Source organism: Streptomyces sp. PA03-6a, assembly GCF_033792765.1.
Taxonomy (GTDB): domain Bacteria; phylum Actinomycetota; class Actinomycetes; order Streptomycetales; family Streptomycetaceae; genus Actinacidiphila.
Genome location: NZ_JARAVK010000097.1, coordinates 1 through 14,073, shown reverse-complemented (window position 1 = coordinate 14,073; position 14,073 = coordinate 1). Strand labels below are relative to the sequence as shown.

At 75.1% G+C, this 14,073-nt stretch carries 8 protein-coding genes; 6 read left to right on the top strand and 2 right to left on the bottom strand.

What is annotated here, in order from left to right:
- The first annotated feature begins 194 nt into the window (after nucleotides 1–194).
- The 4 genes from PV350_RS22920 to PV350_RS22905 all read left to right on the top strand — a co-directional run bounded on the left by PV350_RS22920 (nucleotide 195) and on the right by PV350_RS22905 (nucleotide 7,073).
- On the top strand, nucleotides 195–959 hold the full coding sequence (locus PV350_RS22920; RefSeq protein WP_499516780.1) for an urea amidolyase associated protein UAAP1: 765 nt from the start codon (nucleotides 195–197) through the stop codon (nucleotides 957–959).
- Nucleotides 956–1,564: an urea amidolyase associated protein UAAP2 gene (locus PV350_RS22915; protein WP_499510915.1), complete on the top strand. Its 609-nt coding sequence runs from the start codon at nucleotides 956–958 to the stop codon at nucleotides 1,562–1,564. Before PV350_RS22920 ends, PV350_RS22915 begins: the two co-directional genes overlap by 4 nt.
- The gene (gene uca, locus PV350_RS22910; RefSeq protein ID WP_500335772.1) at nucleotides 1,561–5,142 is read left to right on the top strand and encodes an urea carboxylase; all 3,582 of its coding nucleotides are present in this window, start codon (nucleotides 1,561–1,563) and stop codon (nucleotides 5,140–5,142) included. Before PV350_RS22915 ends, uca begins: the two co-directional genes overlap by 4 nt.
- 263 nt (nucleotides 5,143–5,405) lie before the next feature.
- Nucleotides 5,406–7,073: an allophanate hydrolase gene (locus tag PV350_RS22905; protein ID WP_500335771.1), complete on the top strand. Its 1,668-nt coding sequence runs from the start codon at nucleotides 5,406–5,408 to the stop codon at nucleotides 7,071–7,073.
- 17 nt (nucleotides 7,074–7,090) lie between these two features.
- Here the strand turns inward: PV350_RS22905 and PV350_RS22900 are convergent, their stop codons facing one another.
- A complete protein-coding gene (locus tag PV350_RS22900; protein WP_499510918.1) occupies nucleotides 7,091–9,925 on the bottom strand; it encodes a DEAD/DEAH box helicase in 2,835 nt (944 codons plus the stop codon).
- 124 nt (nucleotides 9,926–10,049) lie between these two features.
- Nucleotides 10,050–11,315: an ABC transporter substrate-binding protein gene (locus PV350_RS22895; protein ID WP_499510919.1), complete on the bottom strand. Its 1,266-nt coding sequence runs from the start codon at nucleotides 11,313–11,315 to the stop codon at nucleotides 10,050–10,052.
- Between the two features lie 350 nt (nucleotides 11,316–11,665).
- On the opposite strand from PV350_RS22895, the gene PV350_RS22890 reads away from it, so the two are divergent.
- Nucleotides 11,666–12,913 carry a PucR family transcriptional regulator gene (locus PV350_RS22890; protein WP_500335769.1) on the top strand — a complete coding sequence of 416 codons (1,248 nt, stop codon included), beginning with the start codon at nucleotides 11,666–11,668 and terminating at the stop codon, nucleotides 12,911–12,913.
- A partial coding sequence (locus tag PV350_RS22885) for a PucR family transcriptional regulator (RefSeq protein WP_500335768.1) occupies nucleotides 12,910–14,073 on the top strand: 1,164 nt, incomplete at its 3' end. The genes PV350_RS22890 and PV350_RS22885, both read left to right, overlap by 4 nt.

Here is a 14,073-nt window from a genome sequence, read left to right as displayed (position 1 = left end):
ACCACCGGGATCACGCGCCGCGCGGGCGTGAGCACCCGGTAACCGTCAGGAAACGCACGGGCAACGGCGCCGAATCCACCACCGCTTAATTTCTGTCGGACGACAGAAATTGGAGGTGGAACGCCGTGTCGACAGGGACGCCTCACGGAGCCCGGGACCACGCCCGCGCGCAGGAGGGGACACGGGTGGACGCCATGCCCGTGCTGCCCGCCGCGCACTGGCCAAAGCGGCCGCCGCCCGGTGTCGAGCCGCGGGACCTGGTCTGGGCGGAGACCGTCGCGGGGGGCACCTACACGCACAAGGTGCTGGCCCGCGGCACCGGACTGCGGCTCACCGACCTGACGGGCGACGCCTGCGCCCACCTGCTGCTGTACGTCGCCGACCGCCCCTGGGAGCGGCTCAACACCGCCGACACGGTGAAGGTGCTGTGGAACGCCTACCTCGGCGCGGGCCACCTGCTCCTGTCCGACCAGGGCCGGGTGCTCGCCTCGGTCGTGGCCGACACCGGCGGCCGGCACGACGCGCTCTGCGGCACCTCGACCGACGTCCGCAACACCACGCTGTACGGGGACGGTTCGGCGCACGGCCCCTCCCCCGCGGGCCGCGAGCTGCTGAAGCTGGCCGCGCTGAAGAACGGCCTGGAGCCGCGCGACCTGCCGCCGTCGGTCTCCTTCTTCCAGGGCGTCCGCGTCGTCGCCGACGGGAAGCTGGAGTTCACCGGCTCCGCGGGCCCCGGCGCGTCCGTCACCCTGCGCGCCGAGCAGCCGCTGACCGTCCTGATCGCGAACGTGCCGCACCCGCTGGACCCGCGGCCGGAGTACGTCTGCACGCCCCTGGAGGTGCTGGCCTGGCGCGCCGCGCCGACCGCGCCCGGGGACCCGTTGTGGGACGCCACTCCCGAGGGCCGCCGCGCCTTCCTCAACACCGCCGACCACCTCGCCGCCAGGGGGCTGCAGTGACCGGTCAGACCACCGTCGTCCCCGCCCGCGCGCCCTGGTCCGCGGTGGTCCGCGCCGGGGAGCACCTGACCGTCACCGACCTCGGCGGCAACCAGGCCGTGGACTTCCTGGTGTACGACGCCCACGACACGGCCGTCCGCTACAGCGCGCCGGACACCCTCCAGGCCCAGGGCGGGATCTTCCTGACCACCGGCAGCGTGCTGCTCTCCAACGAGCACACCCCGCTGATGACCGTCGTGGAGGACACCTGCGGCCGCCACGACACCATCGGCGGCGCCTGCTCCAAGGAGTCCAACACCCTGCGCTACGGCCACCACACCTGGTCGCAGCACGCCTGCGTGGAGAACTTCCTCGCCGAGGGCGCCAGATACGGCCTCGGCAAGCGCGACCTGGTGGGCAACGTCAACTGGTACATGAACGTGCCCGTCGAGCCCGACGGCACCCTCGGCATCGTCGACGGCATCTCCGCCCCCGGGCTCCGGATCGTGCTGCGGGCCGAGACCGACGTCCTGGTCCTGGTCTCCAACTGCCCTCAGGTCAACAACCCCTGCAACGGCTTCGACCCGACCCCGGTCGAGATGACGGTCTCGGGCGGCCGCGCATGACCCACACCGTGAGCCACGCCGCCTTCGACACCCTCCTCGTCGCCAACCGCGGCGAGATCGCCGTCCGCGTCATCCGCACCGCCCGGCGCATGGGCCTGCGCACGGTCGCCGTCTTCTCCGACCCCGACCGCTCCGCCCCGCACGTGCGCCTCGCCGACCACGCCGTACGGCTCGGCCCGGCCCCGGCCAAGGCCAGCTACCTGGACGCCGACGCCGTCCTGGCCGCCGCCCGCGCCACCGGGGCGGGGGCGGTCCACCCCGGCTACGGGTTCCTCTCCGAGGACGCCGACTTCGCGCGCCGCTGCGAGGCCGCCGGCCTGGTCTTCGTCGGGCCGACGCCGGAGCAGTTGGCGCTCTTCGGCACCAAGCACACCGCGCGCGCCGCCGCCGAGGCCGCCGGGGTGCCCCTGCTGCCGGGCACCGGGCTGCTGGCGGACCTCGACGCCGCCCTGGAGGCGGCGCGGGCCCTCGGCTACCCGGTGATGCTCAAGGCCACCGGCGGAGGCGGCGGCATCGGCATGCGGGCCTGCCGCTCCGCCGCCGAGCTGGCCGAGGCCTGGGAGGGCGTGCGGCGCGTGGCCGCGGCCTCCTTCTCCTCCGCGGGCGTGTTCCTGGAACGCCTGGTGGAGCGGGCCCGCCACGTCGAGGTGCAGGTCTTCGGCGACGGGCGGGGACGGGTCGTCGACTTCGGCGACCGCGACTGCTCACTGCAGCGCCGCAACCAGAAGGTCCTGGAGGAGGCCCCCGCCCCCGGTCTGCCGGACGCCGTGCGCCGCCGCCTCGCCGGCAGCGCCCGCGACCTGTGCGCCTCCGTCGGCTACCGCTCGGCGGGGACGGTGGAGTACGTGTACGACGCCGCCCGCGACGAGTCGTACTTCCTGGAGGTCAACACGCGCCTGCAGGTGGAGCACCCGGTGACGGAGGAGGTGTACGGCGTCGACCTCGTCGCGTGGATGCTGCGCCTCGCGCAGGGCGACACCGGTGTGGTCACGGAGCCGGGCCCGCCGCGCGGCCACGCCGTGGAGGCCCGCGTCTACGCCGAGGACCCCAGCCGCGGGCACCGGCCCGGCGCGGGCGTGCTGACCGAGGTCGCGTTCCCCGAGGGCGTCCGCGTGGACGCCTGGGTCGAGACCGGGACCGAGGTGACCACCGCGTACGACCCGATGCTGGCCAAGGTCATCGCCCACGGCACCGACCGCGAGGACGCCCTCGACCGGCTCGCCCACGCGCTCACCGCGACCCGGGTGGGCGGCATCGAAACCAACCTCGGCCTGCTGCGCGCCGCCGTCGCCGAGCCGGCGCTGCGCGCGGCCGCGCACACCACGGCGACCCTGGAGGGCGTCGCCGACCCGACGCCACGCGTCGAGGTGCTGCGGCCGGGCACGCTGACCACCGTCCAGGACTGGCCCGGCCGCACCGGGCTCTGGCACGTCGGCGTGCCGCCCTGCGGGCCGATGGACGACCTGTCCTTCCGGCTCGGCAACGAGGCGCTGGGCAATGACGAGGGCGCGCCCGGCCTGGAGTGCACCCTGCTCGGCCCGCGGCTGCGCTTCACGCACCCGACGACCGTCTGCGTCACCGGCGCGCCCGTCGCCGTGACCGTGGACGGCAGGCCGGTGCCGCAGTGGGAGCCGGTCACCGTACCGGCGGGCGGCGAGCTGGACGTACCGGCTCCGCAGGGCCCGGGGCTGCGGACGTACGTGCTGTTCGGCGACGGCGGGCTCGACGTCCCCGCATACCTGGGCAGCGCCGCCACCTTCACCCTGGGGCGGTTCGGCGGCCACGGCGGCCGGGCGCTGCGCTCCGGGGACGTGCTCCACGGGGGCGGGCCCTGCGGCGGCGCCCCGGTGCCCGTGGACCGGCGACCGGCCTTCACCACCGCGTGGCACGTCGCCGCCGTCGAAGGACCGCACGCCGCGCCCGAGTTCTTCACCGAGGACGACGTCCGCGACTTCTACGCGGCGCAGTGGAAGGTGCACTTCAACTCCGCGCGGACCGGCGTCCGCCTGGTCGGGCCCAAACCGCGCTGGGCCCGCGCCGACGGCGGTGAGGCGGGGCTGCACCCCTCCAACATCCACGACACCCCGTACGCGGTCGGCGCCGTCGACTACACCGGCGACATGCCCGTGCTTCTCGGCCCGGACGGGCCCTCGCTGGGCGGCTTCGTGTGCCCGGCGACCGTCGTCACCGGGCAGCGCTGGAAGCTGGGGCAGCTCCGTCCCGGCGACACCGTGCGGTTCGTGCCGGTCACCGAGGACACGGCGGCCGCCCTGCGGCGCTCCCCCGCCGTCGTGCCGCGCGCCTCGCGGCCCGTGCTCGGCGACGGCGGCGTCCTCGGGCGCCTTCCGGAGGGCGAGGGCCGCCCGTCGGTGACGTACCGGCGCAGCGGCGACGACAACCTGCTCGTCGAGTACGGGCCGATGCAGCTCGACCTCGCCCTGCGGATGCGCGTCCACGCCCTCGCGGAGCACCTGGCCGCGGCCGGACTGCCGGGGGTCGTCGACCTCACGCCGGGCATCCGCTCGCTCCAGGTGCACGTCGACCCGGACGTGCTGTCCACGGCCAAGCTGCTGGACTGCGTGCGCGAGGCGGAGGGGCACCTGCCGCCCGCCGGGCGGCTGGTGGTGCCCAGCCGCACCGTCCACCTGCCGCTGTCCTGGGACGACCCCGCCACGCGCGAGGCGACCGCCCGCTACATGGCGGGGGTGCGGGACGACGCGCCCTGGTGCCCCTGGAACATCGAGTTCATCCGCCGTGTCAACGGGCTGGAGTCGGTGGAGGACGTCCGCCGCACCGTCTTCGACGCGGAGTACCTGGTGCTGGGGCTCGGCGACGTCTACCTCGGCGCGCCCGTCGCGACCCCGCTCGACCCACGGCACCGGCTGGTGACCACGAAGTACAACCCGGCGCGGACCTGGACCGCCGAGAACTCCGTCGGCATCGGCGGCGCCTACCTGTGCGTGTACGGCATGGAGGGGCCCGGCGGCTACCAGTTCGTGGGCCGCACCGTCCAGGTCTGGGGGCGGGGCGCGACGGCCGGGCGGCGGCCGTGGCTGCTGCGGTTCTTCGACCGCATCAAGTGGTTCCCGGTCGAGGCCGGCGAACTGCTGGAGATGCGGGCCGACATGGCCGCAGGGCGCCTGGAACTGCGGGTCGAGGAGGGCGAGTTCGCCCTCGCCGGGCACCAGGCCTTCCTCGACGCCAACGCCGCGTCCATCGGCGCCTTCCGGGCCCGGCAGGCGGCCGCGTTCGCCGCCGAGCGGGACGCGTGGGAGGCCGCCGGGGAGTTCGCCCGTGCGGAGGCCGCCGCGTCCCCTGCGGCGGGCGCGGGCACGGCGGACGTCACGGTGCCCGAGGGCGGCAGCGCGGTCGAGGCGGAGTTCCCGGCGTCGGTGTGGCAGGTCGCGGTCCGTCCGGGTGACCGGGTACGGGCCGGGCAGCGGCTGCTGGCGCTGGAGGCGATGAAGATGGAGTCCCCGGTCGAGGCCCCCGTGGACGGCGTTGTGGACGCGGTCCTGGTCACCCCGGGGGACCAGGTCGACGCCGGCACGGTGCTGCTCACGCTGCGCCCCGGGTAGCCCGCCCCTGCTGCGCCTGCCTCCGGTGCTCGACGCCTGGGCGTCCGGCCTTTCCGACCGGTCGCCGCCGGTCCCCCGCGACCGGGACACCCGCCCGGGCCGGCCGGACACCACCCCGCGACCATCCGACCGGCCACACCCGCCGCACCCATCTCACCCCGGGCGCCACACCCACGCCCCGATCGGCGCCGGCGCCGTGATCGCGGCGCCGTCCCGGGTAGGGGGTGGCCGGGCGGGAAGACACCCGTAAAGGAGAACCCGACATGCCCACTCCAACCTCCTCCGGCACCCCCGCCCTCGACCGGGTCCGGGCCGCGTACGCGCGCATCGGCGAGGTGGACCGCCCCGAGGTGTGGATCACGCTGCGGCCGCAGGCCGACGTGGAGGCGGAGGCCGCCGCCCTGGACGCCGCTGACCCGCTGCCGCTGGCCGGGACGGTGGTCGCCGTCAAGGGGAACATCGACGTCGCGGGGCTGCCCACGACCGCCGGCTGCCCGGCGTACGCGTACCTGCCGGACGCCGACGCGCCCGCCGTGGCCCGGCTGCGCGCCGCCGGCGCGGTGGTGCTGGGGACGACCAACCTGGACCAGTTCGCGACGGGCCTGGTCGGCACCAGGAGCCCGTACGGGGCGGTGCGCAACGCGTACGACCCGGCGCGGGTCAGCGGCGGTTCGAGCGCGGGCTCGGCGGTCGCCGTGGCGCTCGGGATCGTGGACGTCGCCCTCGGCACGGACACGGCGGGTTCGGGGCGGGTGCCCGCCGCGTTCAACGGGATCGTGGGGATCAAGCCGACCCGGGGGCTGGTGCCGACCGAGGGCGTGGTGCCCGCCTGCGCGAGCCTGGACTGCGTCACGGTGTTCGCCCGCACGCTCCCGGAGGCACAGCGGGCGCTGGGTGTCGTCGCCGACGTGCCGCAGGCGCCGCCGCCCGCCCGCCGTCCGGGGCCGTGGCGCGTGGCGGTGCCGCCCCTGGAACAGCTCGGGGAGCTCGACCCGGGGTGGGCGGAGGCCTTTTCGTGGACGGCCGGACGCTTGGCCGCCGCGGGCGTGGAGGTGCGCCCGGTGGACCTGACGCCGTTCTCCGCCGCGGCGGCGCTGCTCTACGAGGGCGCCTTCGTGGCGGAGCGCTACACCGCCGTGGGTGGCTTCATCGACAAACACACCGGCAGCCCGGACCTGGACCCGACCGTCGCGCGCATCATCACCGCCGCCCGCGACATCCCCGCGCACCGCCTCCTCGCCGACCGTGAGCGGCTGGCCGCCCTCACGGACCGCGCCATGGCCGCACTCGGCGACGCCGACGCGCTGCTGCTGCCGACGGCCCCCGGGCACCCCACGCTCGCGGAGGTCGCGGCCGACCCGGTCGGGGCCAACGCCCGCCTGGGCCGGTTCACCAACTCCGCCAACCTCCTGGACATGTGCGGGGTCGCGGTCCCCGCCGGCGAGGTCGGCGGCCTGCCGTTCGGGGTGATGCTGCTGGGCCGCGCCCGCACCGAGGAGCGCCAGAGCGCCATCGCGGGCCTGCTGCGCCCCACCGTCCCCTTCTCGGTCGTCGGCGCCCACCTGTCGGGCCAGCCGCTCAACGGCGAACTGCGGGCCCTGGGCGCCCGGTTGCTCGGTGCGACCACGACCGCCGCCGAGTACCGGCTGTACGCCCTGGCGACCACGCCGCCCAAGCCCGGCCTGGTGCGCGTGCCACCGGGCCAGGGCGCGACCGTGGAGTGCGAGGTGTGGGAACTCCCCGCAGAGGGCCTCGGCCGGCTCCTCGCCGCGCTCCCCCACCCGATGGCCCTCGGCCCGGTCCGTCTCGCGGACGGCACCACCGTCCCGGGCTTCCTGTGCGAGCCGGCCGCGCTGGCGGGCGCGCGGGACATCACCGAGCACGGCGGCTGGCGGGCGTACCTCGCGGCCGCCCGCCGGAACTCGCTGTAGCTCAGCCCCGCGGCCGCTCAGCCCACCGAGGAGTACGCCACGACACCGCGCAGGAGTCCGTCGACGGCCTTGCGGGCGTTGCGCCGCACCGGGCTGCCCTCGGGGGCGGCGTCGGCGATCTGGCCGAGGACGTCGATGAGCTGCTTCGTCCAGCGCACGAAGTCGCCCGCCGGCATGTCGGCGTCGCGCAGCACCGCGTCCAGGCCGTGCCCGGAGGCCCAGCGGTGGGCGGCCCAGGCGAAGCCGAGGTCGGGTTCGCGCTGCCCGACGCCCTCGGCCTGGTTGATGCGGTGGTCCTCCTCCAGGGCGTCGAGGCGGCCCCAGATGCGGACCATCTCGCCGAGTGCCTGCTTGGCGCTGCCGGAGGGCAGGCGCGGCGGCAGGGCGTCGTCCGCGGAGCGGGACTCGTAGACCAGCGCGGAGGCGCAGGCGGCGAGGTCTGCGGGGCCGAGGCCGTCCCAGACCCCGTCACGGAGGCACTCGCTGGCCAGGAGGTCGAGCTCACCGTAGAGCCGGGCCAGCCGGCGGCCGTCGGCGGTGACCTTGTCGGCCTCGAGGTAGCCGAGGTCGGTGAGCAGGGCGCAGATCCGGTCGAAGGTGCGGGCGATGGTGTTGGTGCGGCCTTCGATGCGGCGCTCGAGCTGCTTGGTGTCGCGCTGGAGCCGCTGGTAGCGCTCGGCCCAGCGGGCGTGGTCTTCGCGCTCGTCGCAGCCGTGGCAGGGGTGCGCACGGATCTCGGTCCGCAGCCGGGCGATCTCGTTGTCGTCCGCGGCGGCCGAGCGCTGGCGGCGCTGCCGCTGCGGCGCGATGCCGGCCGTACCGGCCTTGGAGCGCATGGCGGAGGCCAGGTCGCGCCGGGACTGGGGGCTGCGCGGGTTGAAGGACTTGGGGATGCGCATCCGGTCCAGCGCCTCGACCGGCACCGGGAAGTCGATCTGCGCGAGCCGCTTGACCTGCCGCTCGGCGGTGAGCACCAGCGGGCGGGGGCCGTCGTGCTGGAACGGGTCGTGCCGGTTGTGGTGGCCTGGGCTGCGGCCGGCGGGCACGCCCGGGTCGAGGACCAGGGCCAGCCCGGCGAACTTGCCGGCCGGGACGTGGATGATGTCGCCCGGGCGGAGCTTCTCCAGCGCGTCCGCCACGGCCACCCGGCGCTGGTTCGCGCCCTGCCGGGACAGCTCGGCCTCGCGGTCCTTCAACTGCCGGCGCAGCGACATGTACTCGTTGAAGTCACCGAGGTGGCAGGTCATGGAGGACCGGTAGCCCTCCAGGCCCTCCTCGTTGCGCTGCACCTGGCGGGAGATGCCGACCACCGAGCGGTCGGCCTGGAACTGCGCGAACGAGGTCTCCAGCAGCTCACGGGAGCGGTGCCGCCCGAACTGGCCGACGAGGTTGACGGCCATGTTGTACGAGGGCTTGAAGGAGGAGCGCAGCGGATAGGTGCGCGTGCCGGCCAGACCCGCCAGGTGGACGGGGTCGAAGGCGCGCTGCCACAGCACGACCGCGTGGCCCTCGACGTCGATGCCACGGCGTCCGGCACGGCCGGTGAGCTGCGTGTACTCGCCGGGGGTGACGTCGGCGTGGGTCTCGCCGTTCCACTTGACGAGCTTCTCCAGGACCACGGAGCGGGCGGGCATGTTGATGCCCAGCGCCAGCGTCTCGGTGGCGAAGACGGCCTTGACCAGGCCCTTCACGAAGAGCTCCTCGACGACCTCCTTGAAGGTCGGCAGCATGCCGGCGTGGTGCGCGGCGATGCCCCGCTCCAGGCCCTCCAGCCACTCGAAGTAGCCGAGGACGTTCAGGTCCTCGTCGGGGATGGACTTGGTGCGCTCCTCGACGATGGCCCGGACCTTCGCCCGGTTCTCCTCGTTGTTGAGCCGCAGGCCCGCGTGGAGGCACTGCTGCACCGCCGACTCGCAGCCGGCGCGGCTGAAGATGAACGTGATCGCGGGCAGCAGCCCCTCCGCGTCCAGCCGTTCGATGACCTCGACCCGGCTGGGCGTCCAGATCCTGCGCTGCTGGCGCCGCTCGCGCTCGCGGTCGGCCTCGCGCATCCTGCCGCCGCGCCGGTCGCGGCCGTTGAAGGCGCGCTGGTTCTCCGTGCGGGCCAGCCGCACCAGGTCGGGGTTGACGGCGGCGCGCTGCCCGCCCGTGCCGGCGCCCTGCTCCTCCTCGAACAGGTCGTACATCCGGCGGCCCGCCAGGACGTGCTGCCACAGCGGCACCGGGCGGTGCTCGGAGACGATGACCTGCGTGTCGCCGCGGACGGTGTCCAGCCAGTCGCCGAACTCCTCGGCGTTGGAGACGGTCGCGGAGAGCGACACCAGGGTCACGGACTGCGGGAGGTGGATGATGACCTCCTCCCAGACCGCGCCGCGGAAGCGGTCGGAGAGGTAGTGCACCTCGTCCATGACCACGTAGCCGAGGCCGTCGAGGGCCTGGGAGCCCGCGTACAGCATGTTGCGGAGCACCTCGGTGGTCATGACCACGATCGGCGCGTCCCCGTTGACGCTGTTGTCGCCGGTCAGCAGGCCGACCCGCTCGGCGCCGTAGCGCTTGACGAGGTCGGTGAACTTCTGGTTCGACAGCGCCTTGATGGGGGTGGTGTAGAAGCACTTGCGGCCCTCGCGGAGGGCCAGGTGGACCGCGAACTCGCCCACGATGGTCTTGCCTGAGCCGGTGGGTGCCGCCACCAGCACGCCCTTGCCGGCCTCGAGGGCCTGACAGGCCTCGATCTGGAAGGGGTCCAGGCCGAACTCGTACAGCTCGCGGAAGCCCGCGAGTGCGGTGGCCTGCTCGGCGGCGCGGAGCCGGGAAGCGGCGTACCGCTCGGCGGGAGACATCTCTTCGTTCATCTTGAAAACGAGACTACCGGGCCGCACTGACAGCCGACATGATCTTTTTGCCGAAGCAAAACCCGGGGCGCGGAGGCCGGGCGTGTCGCGCCCGCCCCACCCCCGCGCCCCGCGCCCGGGAAGCTCAGATGGTGGCGAGGTACTGCTCCACCAGCGGGACCTTGAAGGCGTCCTTCACCCCGGCCAGACCGCCTGGCACGCCCCGGTCCGGCTTGACGATGTAGCTCTGGGTGGCGCTGGGCCGCCACGGGTCGGAGAAGTCCAGGGCCGGGCCCAGCCCGGGGTCGAAACCCTTCTGCCGGCGGTGCGCCGCGATGATGCCCTCCCTGCTCAGGTCCTCCGCCTCGCAGGCCGACTTCAGGTCCTGGACGGCGACGGCCATCGTGTTGTGCCCGGTCTCCAGCCCCTGGTCCAGCGGGTCGCCCGGGTAGCGGCGCTTGTAGTCCGCGACGAGCTTCCTGACCTCGGGGGTGTCGCTGGTCATCGCCGGGGTGGGGGCGACGAGCTGCAGCATCTTCAGCAGCGCCGGCGCCGCCGGGGTCTTCAGCAGCTGCGGGTCGTAGCCGACGGCGCTGCCGAGGAACGGCACGTCGAGTCCGCCCGCGGCGGCGGCACCGACCGCCGCGGCGGTCTGCGCGGGGCTGGTGCTGATCAGGACGGCCTTCACCCCGGCCTCGCCGAGCTCGCGCACCTCCTCGGACAGGTCCTTGCGGGTCGGCCCGACCTTCTTCTCGACGAGGGTCATGCCGCGCTTGTCGGCGACGAACCTCGCCCCGCGCCGCGCGTTGCTCCCGTAGTCGCCCTCGAGGTAGATGTAGCCGACCCGGTCGCCCGGCCCGAGGCCCTGGGTGTCCGCCAGGTAGTCGAAGCCGTTGATCATGTCGACGTCGTAGGTGGCGTTGATGGTCGTCAGGGTGGGCTGGCCGAGCAGGGCCGAGGAGTAGCCGAGGGACGTCGTCATGACGTCGTCGACCTCGATGCTGTCGAGCAGGGCGTTGATGATCGTCGAACCGAGGAGGCCCGGCATCGCGGCGATCTTCGGCTCCATCTCGCCGTAGTGGACGATGGCCGTGTCGACGTCGTAGCCGTGGTCGCGGACGAGCAGCTTGAGCTTGCGGCCGCACACGCCGCCCTCGGCGTTGACCTGGTCGACGTAGAGCTTCTCCGCCTGCAGCACCGAGCGGCCCAGCGGGCCGTACGGGCCGGACAGGTCGGTGAGGACGCCCAGGGTGATGGTGGAGTCGGTGATGCCGGGCCCCGTCTTCACGCCGTTCGCGTCGACCGGACCGTCGTCCGCGGCGGTGCCCTCGTCCCCGCCGCAGGCCGTGAGGACGCAGGTGAGGGCGGCGGTGAGGACGACGGTGGACCTGAGGCGCTGTTTCCGGGTCACGGTGTGCTTGCTCCTGGAGGGGTGGGCCGCGGGGGGCCGCCGCGGGCGCGGCCGGGGGCCACGTCCGGGGCCGGTGATGCGGGAGCTCCATGGGAAGAGATGGCGGGCGGTTCGGCGAGGGGCGGGGCCGTTTCTGGTCGCGGTTCCCAACGGCGGCGGGGCCCGGCTGTGCAGCGGCACCGCCCGAGCCGTCCCGTACGACCGCGTGTTCGGTGATGTGTGGGTTCTGTCCGGATGTCGGTCACGTTTGCGTCACCCGTCTTCCGGGGCCGGACTACCAGCCGGTAGGAATGCCGTGCGGGTGCCCGCCCACCCGGGCTCCGCGCCCGCAGAGCCGAGAGGAAGATCGGATGGCCACCCCCGCCACGACGCGTCCGATGTGCACCGCGGGCATCGCGGGCGCCTCCGGGCGGGAGCACCGCGAGATGCTGAGAGCCGCCGCGCTGCAGGTGCGCGCGCAGGTCGGGCCGGTGGCGGCGGACATCGTCGAGCGGATCCGGGACCGGCACCCCGCCTACCGGGAGCCCGCGCTGGCACCGTCCGGACTGCTGGAGGAGACCGAGGGTTCGGTCGCCGCCGTCCTCGACTCGCTCGCCGACCCGGGGCGCTCCGCGGTGTCCGCCGCGTACCTGTCGTGGGTGGGGGAACGCCGGGCGTGGCAGGGGTTCCCTCTGGAGCCGATGATGGGCGCCTGCCGTACGGCCGGTGACACGCTGTGGCTGGCGCTGGTCCGGGCCGGGGAGGGCCGGGGGCCCGAGGGGACGCAGCTGATCGCCCGCGCCGCCGCGGAGGTCTGGGACCTGTTCGAGCGGGACAGCCGGCTGATGGCCGACGCCTATCTGCGGGCCCGCGGCGAGGTGACGTTCCACCGGCAGCGCGGCCGCAGGGCGCTGGAGGGGCTCCTCGCCGGCCGGGTGGACGCCCCGGGCCTCGCCGAGGCCGCGGACGCCCTCGGCCTGCCCGAGCACGGCCGCTTCGCGGTCGCCGTCGTGCGCGGCACGACGGCGACCCCTCCGCCCGTACGGCGGCGGGCCGGGGTGCCCGCCGGGGTGCGGGTGCACCGGGCGTTCCCGGTCGGCGGCGAGGTGCTCCTGGCCGACCTGGGCGACCTGACGCTCGGCGACTTCGCGGCCGCGCTGGAGGTGCCCACCGGGACGCGGGCGGGCCTGAGCCCGGAGGTGGACCGGCTGGGCGCGGTCGGACACGCCAGGGAACTCGCCGAACTCGCGCTGCGCACCTGCACCCGGGACGGCGAGGTGGCCGTCCTGGACCGCCGCTACCCGGCCGGGCTGCTCGCCCGCCGCCCGGACGTCGCGAGCGAGGTGGCCGCCGGCGTCCTGGGCGGGCTGCGGGACGTGGAGGCCACGGAGGCCACCGTGCTCCTGGAGACCCTGGGGGCGTGGCTGGACACCGACGGTTCCGTCGAGAAGGCCGCGACCGCCCTGTTCTGCCACGCCAACACCGTGCGCAGGCGGCTGCGGCGGCTGGAGGAGCTCACCGGACGCTCCGTGGCGCGACCGCGCGACGTGGTGCACCTGGCGCTCGCCCTGGACGCCGAGCGGATCTCCGCGGCGCACGGCCCCGGAGCGCCCCGGTGACGGCGCGTCCGCAGCCGCAGGACGAGGCGGCCCGGGAGCTGCTGCGGACGGCGGCGCTGCGGATGAAGGAGCGGACCGGCGAGCTGTCGGAGCGGGTCATGGCCCGCCTGCACACCGAGGTCCCCGGCTTCGTGGACCACGCCGACGACCCCGACTGCTCCCTCGACGGCTTCGCGGCGATGATCACCATGCACCTGGACCGGCTCGTCGACCCGGAGCGCGACGCGGACGCGGCCCGGCACATGCGGGAGGCCGGCCGCCGCCAGGCCGAGCGGGGCATGCCGCTGGAGCTGCTGGCGCACGTCTTCGGGGTGGGCGGCGCGGTCGTGTGGCAGGACCTCGTCGACACCGTCGCCGCGCACCATCCCGGCGACATCCCGCTGATGGTGCACATCGCCCCGCGGATGTGGGGGTTCCGCCGGCGCACGACCGCGATCCTGGCCGACGCCTACCGCGAGGCGCTGGGCGACGGCGGGGCCGGCGGCAGCAGGCGGGCCGCCCGTGTGCTGGGCGCCCTGCTCGAAGGACGCGCCGAGAGCCTCGGCGTGGGCGCCGCGGCCCAGGCCCTGGGCGTACCGGGCGACGGCCGTTTCGTGGTCGCGGTGACCAGCGTGCGGGCCGCGGCCTCCGGCACGCCCGGCGACGACGCCTTTCCGGTGGGCGCCGGCAGCCGGGTACTGCGGGCGCCCCGCGGCACGGGCGAGGTCCTGGTCGTCCTGCTCGGCGACCGGTCCCCCGGGGCGCTCGCCGCGCTCCTGGGCGCCGTCCCCGGGCTGCGGGCGGGGGTCAGCCCGGTCGTCCACGGCCTGGCCCAACTGCACCGGGCCCTGACGCTCGCCGAACTGGCGCTGCCCACGTGCGCCTCCGACGGCGAGGTGGCGCTGTGGGAGGAGCGGATGCCGACGGTCGTGGCCGCCTCGGACCGCCGGCTCGCCGGCGAGCTGGCCGAGCGTGTCCTCGGCCCGCTGCGGGAGCTCGCCGACGAGGAACGCGAGTCCCTGCTGGGCACCTTCGCCACGTGGATGGAGTGCGACGGCTCCCCCCGCGCCGCCGCCGAGCGCATGGACTGCCACCGCAACACGGTCCTCAACCGCCTGCGCCGCCTGGAACTGCTCACCGGCCGCCGCCTCACCCACCCCCGCGAACTCGTCGACCTCACC